Source organism: Rhodococcus sp. OK302, assembly GCF_002245895.1.
Taxonomy (GTDB): Bacteria; Actinomycetota; Actinomycetes; order Mycobacteriales; family Mycobacteriaceae; genus Rhodococcus_F.
The window spans coordinates 381,999-397,345 of sequence record NZ_NPJZ01000002.1; the positions used below are offsets into that span (position 1 = coordinate 381,999).

17 protein-coding genes and 2 pseudogenes are annotated in these 15,347 nt (G+C 60.6%); 10 read left to right on the forward strand and 9 right to left on the reverse strand.

Features of this window, described 5'->3' with window-relative positions:
• Positions 1–10 precede the first annotated feature (10 nt).
• On the reverse strand, positions 11–1,162 hold the full coding sequence (locus BDB13_RS29575; protein ID WP_094275924.1) for an acetyl-CoA C-acetyltransferase: 1,152 nt from the start codon (positions 1,160–1,162) through the stop codon (positions 11–13).
• Between the two features lie 335 nt (positions 1,163–1,497).
• Between BDB13_RS29575 and BDB13_RS29580 the strand changes: the two genes are divergently transcribed.
• Positions 1,498–2,133, forward strand: coding sequence for a DUF1275 family protein (locus tag BDB13_RS29580; RefSeq protein WP_141210765.1), 636 nt, complete (start codon positions 1,498–1,500; stop codon positions 2,131–2,133).
• A 1,040-nt stretch (positions 2,134–3,173) separates the two neighbouring features.
• Here BDB13_RS29580 and BDB13_RS33330 read toward each other — a convergent pair.
• The gene (locus BDB13_RS33330) at positions 3,174–3,305 is read right to left on the reverse strand and encodes a hypothetical protein (RefSeq protein ID WP_254923118.1); all 132 of its coding nucleotides are present in this window, start codon (positions 3,303–3,305) and stop codon (positions 3,174–3,176) included.
• 85 nt (positions 3,306–3,390) lie between these two features.
• A complete protein-coding gene (locus tag BDB13_RS32475) occupies positions 3,391–3,570 on the reverse strand; it encodes a hypothetical protein (protein ID WP_176459795.1) in 180 nt (59 codons plus the stop codon).
• A 74-nt stretch (positions 3,571–3,644) separates the two neighbouring features.
• Between BDB13_RS32475 and BDB13_RS32480 the strand changes: the two genes are divergently transcribed.
• A complete protein-coding gene (locus BDB13_RS32480; protein WP_176459796.1) occupies positions 3,645–3,824 on the forward strand; it encodes a hypothetical protein in 180 nt (59 codons plus the stop codon).
• A 943-nt stretch (positions 3,825–4,767) separates the two neighbouring features.
• Complete coding sequence (locus BDB13_RS32485; RefSeq protein ID WP_176459797.1) at positions 4,768–4,980, forward strand: hypothetical protein; 213 nt, start codon at positions 4,768–4,770, stop codon at positions 4,978–4,980.
• A 35-nt stretch (positions 4,981–5,015) separates the two neighbouring features.
• On the opposite strand, the gene BDB13_RS29605 is transcribed toward BDB13_RS32485, so the two are convergent.
• Positions 5,016–7,007 (reverse strand): cutinase family protein, encoded by a 1,992-nt coding sequence (locus tag BDB13_RS29605; protein WP_094275925.1) that lies wholly within the window; start codon positions 7,005–7,007, stop codon positions 5,016–5,018.
• 127 nt (positions 7,008–7,134) lie between these two features.
• Here BDB13_RS29605 and BDB13_RS33335 point away from each other — a divergent pair, with 127 nt between their 5' ends.
• The 4 genes from BDB13_RS33335 (at position 7,135) to BDB13_RS32490 (ending at position 10,574) form a co-directional block, all read left to right on the forward strand.
• Positions 7,135–7,281 carry a hypothetical protein gene (locus tag BDB13_RS33335; RefSeq protein WP_254923119.1) on the forward strand — a complete coding sequence of 49 codons (147 nt, stop codon included), beginning with the start codon at positions 7,135–7,137 and terminating at the stop codon, positions 7,279–7,281.
• A gap of 59 nt (positions 7,282–7,340) precedes the next feature.
• Entirely contained in the window at positions 7,341–7,511 is a 171-nt protein-coding gene (locus tag BDB13_RS33340; protein WP_254923120.1) for a hypothetical protein, read from the forward strand.
• A gap of 1,101 nt (positions 7,512–8,612) precedes the next feature.
• Positions 8,613–9,923, forward strand: coding sequence for an ISL3 family transposase (locus BDB13_RS29620; protein ID WP_094270437.1), 1,311 nt, complete (start codon positions 8,613–8,615; stop codon positions 9,921–9,923).
• Between the two features lie 495 nt (positions 9,924–10,418).
• A complete protein-coding gene (locus BDB13_RS32490) occupies positions 10,419–10,574 on the forward strand; it encodes a hypothetical protein (protein ID WP_176459798.1) in 156 nt (51 codons plus the stop codon).
• Between the two features lie 219 nt (positions 10,575–10,793).
• On the opposite strand, the gene BDB13_RS29625 is transcribed toward BDB13_RS32490, so the two are convergent.
• From BDB13_RS29625 to BDB13_RS29635, 3 genes are all read right to left on the reverse strand, one after another.
• The gene (locus BDB13_RS29625; protein ID WP_176459483.1) at positions 10,794–11,672 is read right to left on the reverse strand and encodes an IS3 family transposase; all 879 of its coding nucleotides are present in this window, start codon (positions 11,670–11,672) and stop codon (positions 10,794–10,796) included.
• 11 nt (positions 11,673–11,683) lie between these two features.
• Positions 11,684–11,989 carry a transposase gene (locus BDB13_RS33345; protein WP_094271004.1) on the reverse strand — a complete coding sequence of 102 codons (306 nt, stop codon included), beginning with the start codon at positions 11,987–11,989 and terminating at the stop codon, positions 11,684–11,686.
• Between the two features lie 64 nt (positions 11,990–12,053).
• Complete coding sequence (locus BDB13_RS29635; RefSeq protein WP_094275584.1) at positions 12,054–12,239, reverse strand: hypothetical protein; 186 nt, start codon at positions 12,237–12,239, stop codon at positions 12,054–12,056.
• Between the two features lie 47 nt (positions 12,240–12,286).
• On the opposite strand from BDB13_RS29635, the pseudogene BDB13_RS29640 reads away from it, so the two are divergent.
• The 3 genes and pseudogenes from BDB13_RS29640 to BDB13_RS29655 all read left to right on the forward strand — a co-directional run.
• Positions 12,287–12,549, forward strand: a pseudogene (locus BDB13_RS29640) (hypothetical protein); the annotation flags it as partial.
• A 772-nt stretch (positions 12,550–13,321) separates the two neighbouring features.
• Positions 13,322–13,390 (forward strand): annotated as a pseudogene (locus BDB13_RS33705) (hypothetical protein); the annotation flags it as partial.
• 142 nt (positions 13,391–13,532) lie between these two features.
• Complete coding sequence (locus tag BDB13_RS29655) at positions 13,533–13,835, forward strand: transposase (protein ID WP_254923171.1); 303 nt, start codon at positions 13,533–13,535, stop codon at positions 13,833–13,835.
• Positions 13,836–13,878: 43 nt separating this feature from the next.
• Here the strand turns inward: BDB13_RS29655 and BDB13_RS29660 are convergent, their stop codons facing one another.
• A complete protein-coding gene (locus tag BDB13_RS29660; protein ID WP_094275588.1) occupies positions 13,879–14,073 on the reverse strand; it encodes a hypothetical protein in 195 nt (64 codons plus the stop codon).
• 397 nt (positions 14,074–14,470) lie between these two features.
• A complete protein-coding gene (locus BDB13_RS29665; RefSeq protein WP_094275589.1) occupies positions 14,471–15,322 on the reverse strand; it encodes a fumarylacetoacetate hydrolase family protein in 852 nt (283 codons plus the stop codon).
• Between the last annotated feature and the right edge of the window lie 25 nt (positions 15,323–15,347).

Sequence of the window (15,347 nt, forward strand, 5' to 3'; positions counted from 1 at the left end):
AGGACCGATGTCATCCCAAGCGTTCGATGATCGTCACATTCGCGGTCCCGCCACCTTCACAGATCGTCTGAAGACCGAAACGGCCCCCCGTGCGCTCGAGCTCGTTGAGCATCGACGCGAACAGTTTGGTTCCTGTCGCTCCGAGTGGGTGGCCCAGAGCGATCGCGCCGCCGTTGACATTGACCTTCGCCGGATCGGCACCGGTTTCCTTGATCCATGCCAAGACCACCGGCGCGAACGCTTCGTTGATCTCCACCACATCGATGTCGTCGATACTCAAACCGCACTTGCCCAGTGCGTATTTGGTCGCGGGGATAGGCGCGCTGAGCATGAAAATCGGGTCTGCACCCCTCGCGCTGAGATGATGAATGCGCGCCCGCGGAGTCAGTGAATGCCGTGCCACCGCTGCGCCGGACGCGATGAGCACAGCGCTGGCCCCGTCGCTGATCTGACTTGCCGAGGCCGCGGTGATCCGGCCGTCGGGCAGTAGTGGGTGTAAGGCGGCCATCTTCTCGAGGCTGGTCTCTCGCGGACATTCGTCAACACGGAAGTCGCCCACCGGGACGATTTCGTTCTCGAAATGACCCTGCTCGATTGCATGCTTGGCCCGAGCATGACTTTGCAATGCCCACTGCTCCATGGCATCTCGACTGATTTGCCAGTTTTGGGCGATCATCTCCGCGCCGCGGAACTGGGAAACCTCCTGATCGCCGTACATGCGGCGCCAACCCGCTGAACCGTGAAACGGTGTTTCGAACCCGAACTGTTGCCCCACTGTCATCGCCGATGCGATGGGGATTTGGCTCATGTTCTGCACTCCACCGGCGATGATGAGGTCCGAAGTGCCACTCATCACTGCTTGGGCGGCGAAGTGAACGGCTTGTTGGCTCGAACCGCACTGACGGTCGACGGTCACCCCGGGAACCTCGACCGGAAGTCCAGCTGCCAACCAGGACGTGCGCGCAATATTTCCTGCCTGCGGTCCGATTGCATCGACGCACCCGAAGATGACGTCGTCGATGCCGTGCGGATCGATCTCGGTGCGTTCGAGTAAATGTGTCATGACGCCGGCACCCAGATCCGCGGGATGCGCGGCAGAGAGCGCGCCGCCCTTCTTCCCGATTGCTGTGCGTACCGCGTCGATGATGTATGCCTCAGGCATTGAGAACCTTTCCTCCACACTGGCCCGCGCAGCCACTTTCCTCAGCGCTGACACGGAGACGGCGCCGAAACCACGGCGTCACCCTTTCTCTAACCAAGCAGATGCTTGGTAAATGCACTCTAGTGTCGTGCCGGAGTAGACGAGCGGGCACCCATAAGAAAACCTCCCATCCAGGTTGCAGCTGCAGAGCGGACAACGGGCGTAGCCTCTGAACAAGTCAGCTCGCCCCGTACAAATCGATGGCACAACTACAAGGGAGCTGAAAGGTCTTGGAGATCAATGCAACCGAGCAAAGAGAGCACCTGACATGACACTCGATCTCGCGTGGCGTCATCGTGAGTGAAAGCCCGCTTGCGCGATCCTCATTCGAAATAGCGATGAATACCTACGCCGGATTCCTCGACGTTTTCGGGATCTTTCTGGTCGGTGGCACCTTCATTTCGTCCCACAACGCAACCATCACCGAGACCGGCTCCTGGTCGGTAAGTATCCCTGCACTGGCGGTAACCGTCGCCAGCGTACTGGCAGGGTTCGTCTCCGGCGTCGTCATCGCAACACTGCTCACCCGTCAACGACCGCAGCGGCCAGCGCGGGTCTTGGCAGTAGCAATTATTCTGCTTGCAGCGACCGGAGTCGCCGTCACGATCTCGTCCACGGCAGCAGTCGTGGGGTTCCTCGTAGCGATCGCCGCCGGCGCCGCAAGCACTCTGATCAACACTGACGGACAACTCGTGACGACTACCCAGGATATAGCCGAAAGAGTGTTGTCTCGCCGTGCAAGTCGAGGACTCGTATGTAGGATGCAACTCTCTGTTGCCTTCGCTGTAGGCGCTGTCGTGGGAACACTCACCTACCGATTTTTCGCCAGCGCCGGACTGTGGGTAGCTCTGGCAGGCTCAATAGCTGCTATCGCACTCACTTATGCGCCATTCGCATCGCAGGCCCCCACCGACCTCGATACTCACGACTAAAGTCGGATACACGCTGGTGCCTCGTGATCGGAACGGATATTGAATCAGCAGAACACGTCAGTAATAGTCACTTAGTCTTCGGGCTGGGTCTGGCGCCGCCGTGGATCTCTTTTCCGTGTCTGAAACGATCGACGGGTGCCTCGCCCGCAGATAGCGTGGAAGTGCATGAAGGTTCCAGCTCGATCACACTGAGCTGCGATCGCATTGGGTTGCTGAGTGCGGGAGTTGATCGGTGTTACCCCACACAGGGTCTAGGCCACCCTGCAGGTGGAACTCCGCAGCCGCGGTGCCACCGGCAGGGCTTAAGCATCCCCGTCACAATCCAGGAAACGAGGATGTGACGATCATGACCCTACGCCCAATCATCATCGGTCCGGTTTATGCCTCGAGATTGGGCATGTCCTCGATACAGAAACCTCAGTCATGTCGCCGCGTCAGGACTGAGCCAGTCAGTGTTTTCGACGTACGCTCAGTGGTCATCGCGCAGTTGCTTTGTGCTGCACCGGAACAGCTGGCGACGAGCAGTCCGTGCGCGCTGGTCGGCCCGAATAGCAACCTGACAGGGAAGCTGCTGGTCGTCGCCACACGCGGTGCAGGTCTCGGTTCTACCCGCCGAGTTCTACAAGACTGTCTCAGCGCACAAGCCTCTCGTGCAGCACTACTGAGCAGACAGCACTACTGAACCGGCTGGGCTTCACCCTCGTGAATCTCTTCCGACGATAACGGATCAGCCTCAGAAAATCGGATCGCCACTGCCTTCGATGTGATCGAGCAAAGCCTGAACATGAGGGCTCGGCTCAACAAACGCATAGCGATGAAACTTGAGGTTCCGGTCCCGTAGTCCTGGGTGTCGGAGTCGGGTACGGCGCTTGGACGACGTTATACCGGTTCTTCAACGTTAAGCGGGCAACCCTGAGCCAAAGCCGACCGGCGTGTCCACACGACAAAGCCCCGGGCCTCCTGAAATCTGAATGTTGCGACACGTTCAGAAACGAAGGAGAACCAGAGGGCTGCTCGATGCTCCGACACTGCTGTTCGGACTACCCGGACAGAGGGTCGTCAACGTGACCCAACGCGAGGACGGCACCCGAATCGTCGATGCCGTCACCGACGTCGACCTCGCCGGCGCATGCCGCGGATGTGGGGTCTTCGCCACCTCGGCCAAGCAACACACGACGACCACACCGAAAGACATCCCCACGGTGATGGTCGAATCATTGTGCACTGGAACAAAACCTGCTGGAGATGCAGAGAGGCCTACTGCCAGCGCGGAACCTTCACGGACTCTGTCGAGCAGATCCCGATGCGGGCACGGACCACCGGCCGGCTCACAGTCAGCTGGGCGTCGCGATCGGTGACGCCGCCCGCTCGGTCACCGAAGTCGCCGCCGCACATTTCGTGTCCTGGCCGACCGCCCACCGGGCGTTCGTCGCCCACGCGGACGCGCGACTGACCGAACCGGCCCAGGTGCGGGCGCTCGGCATCGACGAGAGGTGGCGCGGTAAGCCCAGATGGGGCGGCTGTGCACCTACACCGGAAAATGGGCGCGGGTCGGTCCCTGGGACACCGTGTTCGTCGACCTCGACGGCAATCAAGGGATCCTCGGGCAAGACGAGGGTCGGCGGCCGTGGTGCGCTTCTGCGGAGGTAGCCGGCCGCGAACGAGTTCGACTGCGGTTCCGAGAGCGGTGAGGACCCTGCAGGCGCGTTTGGCGGCGGCGTCCCCGGTCCCTGTCATCGCGGTGGTGCACCCGACCAAACTTCCTCCCGGTATGACTTTCGGGAACGAGTCCGTTGCAGGGATCCTGACTGTGTCCGGATCGGCCACCGCTGCAGGAATATTCGTTTTCACTCGCACTGCTGACAATGGTTTGGTACTCCTGCGATTCTTGGTGTGACGGCCCCGTAGCCCCGGGCACTGTCACGCCCGAACCGCTTACGGCTGGTTTCCTCGGATCATTGGGCTCGATCTTCGGTTGGTGATCCTTCTGTCGGTGACGATGTCCTGACCGCTGTCCCTACGTCCGGGGAGCAGTTCACTCGGGCGGAGCGCCTTTCGGGTTCGGTTGGGTGTGCATGCAGGTATCCCGGAAATGCAGCTGGTCTGTTGCCACCGAGGACGCTTCGGACGAGTTTGATGCGCGGCGGTCCGGTCGGGCGGTCACGCGTCGGAAGAAGAACCCTCGCGCGTGCGCCCGGTCGACGCTGCATAGTTTTTCGATTCGGGTGCACATCAGAACTGCGACGCGGTGGTCGTCGGCAGTGCCGAACAGAATGCTGGTGAATGGATTCGGGTGGCTCGTTCTTCGGGTCGATCGCACAGTATGTGCTGATTCCGCAGTCGCCCAGCGTATTTCCTGTTCGGTTGCGGACTGTGCGTGCAACACATGCATGCAACACATGCGTGCAATACATGCGTTGCACGCATTGCGTGCACGGTGTTGGTTGCGACCGGAAGACAGGTCGGCAAGGGGTCGGTAGCCGTGGTGGTGGGCGGGGGAGGGGACGGTCGCGGCTGACGTGGAAGAAGCCGCGATGGTCAATGCGCATGCCGCTATTGGTGTGGTGGTCTGTCGTTGTGCGCCTTGATGTGTCGAGTCATCAATGAATCCGGTTCTGTGCTGAGATGGTTGGGATGGTTGTCGATGTGTTGTGCCTGTTCGCGCAGGACCGCGCGGTCGATGATTCCAGCGGAGAGCGCTGCCGGTCGGTGTCCGATGTGGAACATGCCGTCTGTGTGTGGGCATGCGAATACTGCCATCCCTTTGACGCCGTGGTGGCGTTTTTGGCTGCTTTCGCGTCGTCGCGGGTGGTAGTAGCCGCGGTGGTTGCAGCGTTCGCACATTGACCAGCGGGCGGTGGGGTTGTGGGCACGGTGTCTGCTCATGTGGCACGGCCGATTTGGAGGTTGAGCCAATCCGAGATCCACTCGATGGCGTTGCGGCCGGCGTTGTCGACGACGAGTGAGTTGTAGTTTTGGTGTGCGCCGGAGGCGAAGAACGATGCGGCGTCGACTCCCTCGCCTACGAGTGCTGTGAGGTCGGATGCGTTCTGTGAGTTGGCCATCGTGGTCAACGATCCGGCCAGTGCCGGCAGGTCGAGGTTCTGGGTCTGGTTGGTGGTAGTTGTTGCGGCGGTGGTTGATTGTTTACCGAGCAGTGTCGGGGGTGTTGGGGTGGCTTTGCCGGAGAGCATATTCACCGCAACCGAGGCGAGTTCGAGTCCGACGGGAACGAGGCCGGTCATCGCGGCGCCAGCGGCGAGAAGGTCGGGGAGTTGGCCGGGTGTTGGCAGTAGTTTTTCGATTGCGGCCCAAGCGATTTCCTGAATCTGTCCGACGAGGTTGGAGAGCTTGATGATATCGACGTTTGCGAGGATCGAGGTGAGAAGTGAGGCGACCTGGGAGTAGCCGGACGGGTCGGGGATGACGGAGAGTACCTGTGAGACCCATGTCAGATCGACGTCGGCGGCCATGCGTACGAGTGGGGAGAACTGGTTGTTGAGGTCGCCGGCGACTTTGTGGGCGCCTTGTGCGTCGAGAGCTGCGACTTTCTGTGGAAGCAGGGTCAGGTTGGCCAGGATCGCCGGGATGTCGAGTGAGGTGATGCCGGTGGCGACGTTGAGGATTTGGTTGATGACGACTGTCGGTTTGAGTACCGAAAGTACACCGGACGCTGAGCGGAGCATGTCGGTCGGTGTCGATGCGAGCGGCGCGACGTGGTTGTCGAGTGTGCCGGCTGTGGCCCCGAGTGCGGTGATGTCGGGTGAATTGGCCGGAAGTGTTGCTGTGCCTTGGTTTGTGAGTGCAGCGGCGGCGTCGACGATCGTCGTCGCTGCGGTCAATGCGCTCGTCAGATCGGATTGGCCAGCACTGTCGAGGACTTTGCTGGCATTGTTCTCCGGTGTTCCGGCGGGTGCGGCGGCGAGTTGGCCGTTCGCGGCTGGGTTGGCGGCACCGGATCCGAGCAGTTCCGCGAGTGGTTTGATGGTGTTGACGAGCTCGGTGGCACTGACTGCGACTTGTTTGAGGTCGACTGTGCCCACTGTTGTGGAAAGCTGGCTGGTCAAGGCATTCGTATTGCTTGCGAGACCAGGCAGGTCTGCTTTTGAGAAGTCGGACACCAATGCTGTTGCCAGTCGCGAGTTTCCACCCACTGCCTGGCCGGGGTTTGCTGAACTCGGCGCTGTGGACAGTATCGAGCCGAGCGATCCGAGGAGAGGGCTCGAGCCCTTCTTGATTGAGCAGTAGAGATCTTGGGGGTCGCAGATCGAGGCGACACGACCGGAGAGTTTCCCCATACCTTGAGGCCGCGGATCTGCGATGCCTTGTCCGGACGGTTTCGGTCCGACGACCGATTCGCCTTTCGTGCCTGCGCCAGGGTCCGCGAGCAGTCCGACGGCGAGAACCTGGTCGGGTGTGACCGGTCCGGAGCCGTTGCCGATCGACGAGGCGAGATCGCCTGCAGCGTCTGCGCCTTGGGAGTATCCGGTGATGGTGAACTTGGTGTTCGAACACCTGTCGGCGACCTCGGAGAGTACGGTTTCGGCTTTGGTGAGTGCGTCGGCTTTGCTGTCCGCGTAGGTTTTTCCGTTGTCGAAGGCACTGGCCATGTAGGGCAGTGTGTAAATCTCTGCGGCGGTGCCGTGTTCAGCCTTGAGGCGCTCGGCGATGGGTTTGAGGATGCCGACGGGCACGGTGGGGTCGGCGTCTTCGGTGGTTTCCCAGGTGCCGGGGATGAACAGGTTGAATGTTGCCGCACAACCGGATTGGGTGGAGGCGATGGCGGGTGCTGTGAGGGCGAGCGAACTGGTGGCAAGGGTGGCCACCGTCAACAGGGTGACGGCTCTGCGGGCGTTCGGACGTGGGATCGGCATGGGAACCTCATCTACCAGGGGGACGGTGCACCCGAGATGGGCACCGCTGATGTCCCCGCCAACTGCGCCCATGCTTCGAGGTGAGGGGACATAGTGACCGGGATGAGTTGACGAATTCAACCCGCCTGTGGATAACTCGGCATCGATCAACATCGGTGTCATCGCCAGTGGTGTGGTGGTGGGCATCATCCTCGCCCGCACCGCAGCCGGACTGGTTGCCGATCTGACAGGCTGGCGTGCGGTCTACTCGGGATCTGCAATTATCTCGATCTGATCGCCGCCGCATTGATGATGTTGCCGAAGGATGTACGTCGCGGCTCGAGCAGGGCGCGTATGTTCGCCGTCCAGGCTATGCATGTCACGAGCCAGAATCAGATCGTTGCGCAAGAACCGGAATCGGCTGGCTGCATTATCGGCAGTTACATGGTGTTCTATTCGCTGGGCAGCGCAATCGGCGCGATCACGACCACTGTGGTCTTCAATGCCGCTGGTTGGGTTCCGTGAGCGTCCTGGGCGGCGCATACGCCACTGCTGCCCTCGTTGTATGGATCGCGGATCGGCTACGCGTGGCACCGGATGGGAATGCCAATCTGATTCAGGGGCGCTGCGACGGATTGGGCTGAACACAATCTGCGGTGGACGGTTCCAACGGGCAGTCGATCGGCCACCGTATCCGGCGGACGGGATCCTGACACGACCCGACCCGACCGTTAGGGGTGATCGCCCGCAGCTCACCGTTTGGGTAGCGTCGATCTCAGTCTCTGACGAATGATGCACTTGCAGTGACTATTTCATGAGATTCTATGAGGATGGCGTGTGTGAAATGATCCTGTGTCGGGTGGGTATCTACTTTTGGGCCGAATTTGATTGACGAATTCTGTTGTAACCCTTGGTGTGTACCCCGAATTGACGGTTTGGTCCCTTAGAGATTGGTCCTGAGGAAATCGGACGAAAGTTCGTTCTGGGGGACGATGCGGGATTGTGTGGGGCTGGGGATGATTTACGCGATGACATCAGAACTGAATCATCGCTGGCAGTTCGTGAAAGCCGTTCTACGACAACCAAGGATCGTCGGTGCGATCGCGCCGAGTTTAATGGCAGTGGCAGCGAAGTTGGCGGCGGTGGCGCCGAATGTCGGATTGCCGGTGGTCGTCGAGTTGGGGCCGGGCACCGGTTCGGTCACCGACGCCATCGCGGCGCGGTTGCCGGTCGGAGGTCGGAGGTCGGCACCTGGCAGTGGAAGTGGACGGCGAACTGGTGACATATCTTCGCCGAACGCTACCTCGTGTCGAAACACTCTGGGGCGATGCATGCAACCTGAGGATTCTGTTGGCAACGCAGTGACCCGCTATCCGCGCCGAGGCTGCCCCCGTAACAGGCCCCGCACATTCACCGTAAATCGGAACGTATTAGAAAGGTAGTGAAATCGCGAAATGTTTGTTGTTTCCCTCTTGTGGGTAAAGGGTTTCCAGGCTGTTCCGGATCCGGAGTGCATGAACTCGATTTCCGGTGATCCGAGCAGACACAAGATGTAGAGGCATACAGAGGGTCCTGGGATGTGAGGATGAAGGTTCCTACACCGAATCCGAACACACCACAGGACCCATGAACCAGACTACTAACCTCGTCGCCGACACCATCTGCCGAACCGTCGAACTCGGCGTCACCATCACCGGCGCCGCCATCGCCGAACGCTTCACCCACATCGAATGCAGACCCGTCGAACACGACCCGACGTGCCCGTCCTGCGGCAAACCTGGCCGACTCCGCGACCACGTCACCCGCACCCTCGCCGACCTCCCCGTCGTCGGTCATCCCACCCGCCTTCACATCCGGCTACCCCGATTCACCTGCGGCAACGATGCCTGCGAGGTGGCGGTGTTCCGTCAACGCATCGACACGGTGGCCGCCTCGAAAGCCTGCACCACCCGCCGGACCGCCGGCTGGATCCTCGGACGCCTCGCCTGCGACAAGATGCCGGTTTCGGCGGTGGCCACGGCGTTGGGGTTGAGTTGGGACGTGGTGAACTCCCTCGCCCTGTCCACGGTCCGGCACCTGGTCTACGACCAGCCCGGCCACCTCGACAGAGTTCGGGTCCTGGGTGTGGACGAACACAAGTGGAAACATGTACGCGGGCAAGGTGATCCGAGCTTTGTGACGGTGATCGTGGACCTGACTCCGGTCATCGACGGTACCGGCCCGGCCCGGTTGCTCGACATGGTTCCCGGCCGTTCCGCTGCGGCGCTCAAGGACTGGCTGCGTGAGCGTGATCAGGTGTTTCGGGACCGGGTGAAGATCGTGTCGATGGATGGGTTCGCCGGCTACCACTCGGCCGCCAAAGACGTATTGTCGCAGGCCAGGACGGTGATGGATCCCTTCCACGTAGTGCACTTGGCTGCGGAGAAGTTGACCGTGTGTCGGCAGCGGGTCCAGCAGGTCACGCTCGGTCACCGCGGCCGGTCCGGTGACCCGTTGTACGGCATCAAACGGGTGCTGCTGACCCGAGAGACGTTGCGTACCGACAAACAGAATGCGCGACTTGAGGCGGTGTTCGCGGACGAGGAACACATCGATGTCGAGGTCACCGAACGCGTCTACCAGGAACTTGTTGCCGCGTACGATGATTCGGACAAGCGGGCGGGGAAGTTGGCGATGTACAAGGTCCTCAATCGCATCAAATCCGGTGTCCCGAAGGAACTTGCGGAGTTGGCTCAGCTCGGTCGCAGTCTCTGGAAACGGCGGAAGGAGATCCTGGCCTACTTCGATACCGGTGCATCGAATGGTCCTGTCGAGGCGATCAACGGCCGGCTCGAGTATCTACGAGGTATCGCGCTGGGTTTCCGCAATCTCGATCACTACATCTTGCGGTCACTGATTCACTCGGGTCAGCTCCGGGAATCAATCAATGCACTCTAGAAACGGAAGAGCCGGTTTCCAGGGCGCAACAGCAGATCCGGGGATGCGTACGGAACTCGTAAAGACACGACTTAGGTTGCTGATGGTCGAGCCAACAGCCAACAGGAGCCGCCTTCGGGCAGGCGTCTATCGCCGTGGCGATGCTGCCGGTTTGTGCAAAGCCCTCGACTCTCCGGATCCCGGAAAGTCGAGGGCGTTTTGCGCCGTCCGCGCTGAGCACACAGCACGGACGGCCCTCTATCCGTGCCGAGTTGCCCCCTCATGACTAACCCCGCGTATCCACGCTAGGGTCCCGCGCGTGTTGGGCCCACGGTTTTGCCTAGACCCATTGAAAAGGTGACTAAAGTCCCTTATTGGACAAATCAGTCAGGGCTTCGTGGCGTGTTGATCCAAAGAGATAGGTACCCATCCACGTACTTTGACGTATGTCTGCAAATCGCTTCGGTGAGACAGTCGAGGAGTGCCTACACAACATGCCGATCGGAGGTGAATGCGATGACCACCCTCAAAGATCAACTGGACAATTGTCAGTATCTGCTGGCGCGAGCCCGGATTGCAGGTGACGACGATGCAGTTCGGCGATTCTCCGAGCGTCGAGAACTGCTGGTTAGGCAACTAGCCAGCCTGAGATCTCACCTGCGCGCGGTGTAGGTGGGGAAGGGCCCACCCCGGCGAGTGACAACCGGAAGGCGGGCCAGGCGCGGCGGAATCAGCGCACATCGATTCGCCGCAGCAAGAAGTAGGTGCCCAACAGACGGACTGTGCAAACCCGTTGCATCATGAAGCCCCAACCTTGCGCGAGGTTGGAATGGTTTTCTGTTAGCGGGGCGTGGTCGGCAAGTGAGGTTCACCCCGAAAAGTGGACAGTGGTCACGCGACCATCAAGGTCGCGGTCAGTGACTTTTCGTAGTTCGTGGGGCTGAGCATCCCGATCGTGGAGTGCCTACGGCGAGTGTTGTAGATGTGCATCCAGTTGTCAACTGCAGCAACTAATTCCGATGCATAGGCGAAAGCGTGTCGGTAGTAGTACTCGTGCTTGAACGTGGACCACAGACTCTCCGCGCCGGCGTTGTCCCAGCATATTCCGGTAGCTCCCATCGAACGGCGCAGCCCGTACCGTTCGCACGCCTGCTTCATGATGTCGGCCGTATATTGACTTCCTCTGTCCGAGTGCATGATTGTGCCGGCGACATCCCCGCCGCGAGCTGCTACCGCCATGTCCAAGGCTTCGATGACCAGTTCGGTCCGCATGTGATCGGCCACCGACCATCCCAGAACCTTCTTCGAGTGCTCGTCCTTGATTGCGCACAGGTACATGTCACCTTCACCGCAGGTCAGGTACGTGATGTCGGAAGTCCACACGGCGTCGACGCGGCCCTGATCGAACCGTCGTTGCACCAGGTCGTCCGGAAAGGAAGCAAACGGGTCGGCGACGGTGGTACGGATTTTGAACGTGCGCGGGCTGATTCCGACGATGCCGAGTGACCGCATGATCTTCGCGACGGTCTTCTCGGTAATAATCTCCCCGCCGTCGTGAAGTTCGGCGGTGATCCGCGGGGACCCGTACACACCTTTCGATTCTCTGTGGATGTCGAGGATCTTCACTTCCAGGTCCGCGCGCCGCTGTTGCCGTTCACCCAATCGTGTTCGGACACTGCGTTCTTGGTGTTTGTAGAAACCGGAGGTCGAGACATTGAGGAGTCGCGCCATCCGGTGGATCGCGAAGTTCGCGCACTCCGCAGCGATCAACGTGTAGAGCTCTACTTTTGTTGATGCGCCGCGAAGTACGCGGACGCTTTTTTCAGGAACGCTATGTCTTTCTCCTGCTCGGAGACCTGCTTGCGCAGTCGTGCCAGTTCGGTACGTTCCGCGGCGGTCAACGGTTGATCTCCGGACGTTGCAGCAGCATCGATGCGTCGTCGTTCGTCGGCGACCCACCGCCCGAGCAGATTCTCGCTTAACCCGAGGTCGCGGGCGACCTCGGCGATGGTGCGGCCGGTATCGATCACCCGGCGGGCGGCTTCGACCTTGTACTCGGTCGTGAACGACCTGCGCTTGCGGGACATGAGGACATCCTCCCAGCGGAACCTTTAGTCCCGCTATCTCGGTGTCCACCATCCGGGGTGAACCTCAAAGGTCTCGATAGGCGGCGGCGTGAAGGACTGTGCCGGTGAAGGTGTCCAGCCCCTCCAATGCTGGAACATACGGTGTCCCGAATCCGATTGTGGCGGCGACAATTCGCGGAGCAGTGAAACCTGCTCCACAGTCGGAACCACCGGCTAGGTCGGCGGTGGCGTGCCGATAGTTACCGGACATCGCTGCCGGTGATGGAGGCGATCAAGGCAAGATGACGGCAGTGGCCGTCGCGCGGAGTGCGTCAAGACAGGGCCGAGGGCACACGAACCATCGGCAACGACACCCATGTCGAACGGCTCCGGATCGCTTACCGCGCCGCGAAGCTGATCACCGCCCGTGACACCGCCGCAGTCGCGCAGGTTGGTTCCAAGGCCTGAACCCGATCTTGGATGATCGTGCACCCGCACTTCTCCTGCGTGACGGAGATTTAGCCGACGTGGGACCTCAGCAGGTGCTTGCTGCTGTACGTCAGTTCGCTGCGATCGGATGACCTCAGTTGGCCGGACTTCCACGTCACTCGGTGCGCTGTCATGCTCCCTCGTTGACGGTAGACCGTATGAGCATCGTGCAGCGCGTGTACCCCGCCGAGGGCGCCCAGCTCGATGCGCTGACCATGTACTGCGATCACGCTCGATTCGTCTACAACGTGGGGTTGGAGCAGCGTTCGTGCTGGACGCTGTCGCGTCGACATTTTCGGCAGAAGATCACCGTTGCCTCGCAGATGCGGGACTTGACCGAAGCTCGGCGTGAATTCGATTGGCTACGTGCCGGTTCCACGGTCGTGCCGCAAGGTGCGGTGCGCGATCTGGATCTGGCGTCTGTCAACTTCTTGGTCGGCGGAGCGGGTTTCGAACTTCAAGAAACCGTCAGGCGCCCGGCAGGGATTCGTCGTGCGCGATCCGGTGGTGCGGCGAATCAACCGCCGGTGGGGCGAGATTCTGGTGCCGAAGGCCGGGTGGGTGCGGTTCCGGATTTCCCGTGCCTGGGCCGACATCTGTGCGGCGACGTCGGCTTGGATCGCATTGTCGAACGGTCGGTGGACGGTGAGCCTGACGACGCCGCCGGTACCGCGTCGGGAAGCGTCCACCACGGCGGTGGTGAGTATCGATCGGGGTGTGGCGAATTCGATCTCCGCCAGCGACGGCCGGATGTTTCATGCCCCAGGATTCTTTGCGGGGGAACCGGTTCGGTTCGTGGCCCTGTAACGACGCCTGTCCCGGCAGCAGAAGGGTTCGGCGAACCGGGACCGTACGAAGGCGAAGTTGGGGCGGTTGCGCCTGCGTCTGGCAGATCGTCGTGGTGACTGGATCGAGCAGACCACGACCGCCCTCGCGGACACATACGCGGCGGCGACAGTCGAGAATCTGCCGATCCGGAACATGACCCGGCGGGCGAAGCCGAAGCCGGATCCCGACAACGCCGAGAGCTTTCCCGCCGAACGGTGGGCGGGCGAAGTCCGGTCTGAACCGGGCGATCCTCGCGTCGTGTTGGGGGAAGTTCGCGCAGCGTCTCGACCACAAGATGTCGGTCATCGCGGTTCCGGCCGCGTACACGTCCCAGGAGTGCTCGAACTGTGGTCATATCTGCCCGGAGAATCGCGAGAGTCAAGCGGTTTTCCGGTGTCAGGGCTGCGGTTTCGAGCATCATGCGGATATCAATGCTGCGATCAATATTCGTGATCGTGGGTTCAATCTCGAATATCAACCCGGGGGCATTCTGGGGGATCGGGTGCGTCAGTCATGGAAACGTGCCGCACCAACCGTCTTGGCAGCGTGAGCTGTCGGGGAATCCTCGTCCGTGAGGGCGTGGAGGATGTCAACTAATCGAACCGAGACGGCACGACCTTTGCGGTACGGAACGCATCGTCGATCCGAGGCGGTGCAAGCTTCTCGCCTGTTAACCCTTCGACAACGGCCGCCAAGTCCATATCCGTGAGAACTTGTGCGCGCTTCGTTGCTTGTCGTGCGGCCATCTCCACCTTGAATCGCTCACGCGGAGTGTTGTTCTCGCGCATCTACATGCCTCTCACTCGATTGGAAAGTATCGGAGTGTCAGTTCGGTGACACTGCAGCCATCCTTGAGTTGTCGAACTTTGATCGGGAGATTGCCTTCTGTGGACGAGATTTCGACGATGCTGCCCCTCTCCCGCGTAGGTGCTGGATCGCTGGTTTGGAGCAGCGGTGACCTCAGGTGCCACCCAGGCGAATCGAGAATGTGACGGGGTTCAGACAACACCCATTCTGACGATTGCTTCTGCCGTGACAGACGTTCTAGGAATGTCCGGCCATTACCACAGCCGAACAGTACTCGCGCAGGACGACTTCCACGTCCAGCGAGTGTGAGGGCTGATGAATTCAGCATGACGCGCACCGGAAACCCTGCTATGTGATTTCGCTCCGAAAGGCCGTTGATTATCGCGCGAACGCGACCACATTCTGGCGTTGCTGACCGAGACCCTCGATTTCCAGGTCGATGACATCGCCGGCCTGCAAGTACGGATAGCGCCCGGACAGTGCGACGCCCTGCGGAGTACCAGTCAGCATCACGTCGCCGGGGGCGAGTAGTACGTGCCAACTGAGGTGCACAATGAGGTCGGAAACAGAGAAAATCATGTCTTTCGTGCTCGAATCCTGACGAGCTTCTCCGTTTACCCAGGAACGAAGCGCAAGGTTCTGTGGATCGATTTCCCAGGCTGGGCGTAGGACGGGGCCGAGTGGGCAGAAAGTCTCTGCGGATTTTCCCTTGGACCACTGTCCTCCTGAGTGCTCAATTTGAGATGCGCGTTCGGATAGGTCGTTGGCGATGAGGTACCCAGCGACGTAGTCGATGGCATCATCACCTTCCTGCAAATAGCGCGGTGTTTTCTTGATGACTACACCGAGCTCTACTTCCCAGTCCGAGCGTTCGGAACCTAGCGGGAGAACGACGTCGTCATCGGGTCCCACGGCGCAACCCGGGTGTTTGTAGAACAGCACGGGTGTGGTCGGTGGTTCGGAACCCGATTCGGCTGCGTGCGCTGCGTAGTTCATTCCGATGCAACTGATGGCTTGTGGCCTGGCGATCGGCGTACCTATGCGTTGGCCGGCGATTTCGAGGGGCCGAAGCTGTCCGTCGAGATATGCGTCATGGGCGCGTTTTAACCCGTCTTGTTCAAGAAAGGGGCCGTCGATGTCGTGTGTGAGGGTGCTGAGGTCATAGGTGTTTCCTTCGATGCGAACGGCGGGTCGCTCGGATCCCTTGGCGCCGTAGCGGATGAATTCCATTGAAATGCTCCTGATGTATTGGTCT

Bases quoted from the DNA above. Each gene is read 5' to 3' on its own strand.
- BDB13_RS29620 (WP_094270437.1), top strand. From the start codon at position 8,613: ATGAACCAGACTACTAACCTCGTCGCCGACACCATCTGCCGAACCGTC.
- BDB13_RS32485 (WP_176459797.1), top strand. From the start codon at position 4,768: ATGGTTGTCGATGTGTTGTGCCTGTTCGCGCAGGACCGCGCGGTCGAT.
- BDB13_RS33340 (WP_254923120.1), top strand. From the start codon at position 7,341: ATGTTCGCCGTCCAGGCTATGCATGTCACGAGCCAGAATCAGATCGTT.
- BDB13_RS29575 (WP_094275924.1), bottom strand. From the start codon at position 1,162: ATGCCTGAGGCATACATCATCGACGCGGTACGCACAGCAATCGGGAAG.
- BDB13_RS29635 (WP_094275584.1), bottom strand. From the start codon at position 12,239: ATGTCCGGTAACTATCGGCACGCCACCGCCGACCTAGCCGGTGGTTCC.
- BDB13_RS33345 (WP_094271004.1), bottom strand. From the start codon at position 11,989: ATGTCCCGCAAGCGCAGGTCGTTCACGACCGAGTACAAGGTCGAAGCC.
- BDB13_RS29665 (WP_094275589.1), bottom strand. From the start codon at position 15,322: ATGGAATTCATCCGCTACGGCGCCAAGGGATCCGAGCGACCCGCCGTT.
- BDB13_RS32490 (WP_176459798.1), top strand. From the start codon at position 10,419: ATGACCACCCTCAAAGATCAACTGGACAATTGTCAGTATCTGCTGGCG.
- BDB13_RS29660 (WP_094275588.1), bottom strand. From the start codon at position 14,073: ATGCGCGAGAACAACACTCCGCGTGAGCGATTCAAGGTGGAGATGGCC.
- BDB13_RS29605 (WP_094275925.1), bottom strand. From the start codon at position 7,007: ATGCCGATCCCACGTCCGAACGCCCGCAGAGCCGTCACCCTGTTGACG.
- BDB13_RS32480 (WP_176459796.1), top strand. From the start codon at position 3,645: ATGGGGCGGCTGTGCACCTACACCGGAAAATGGGCGCGGGTCGGTCCC.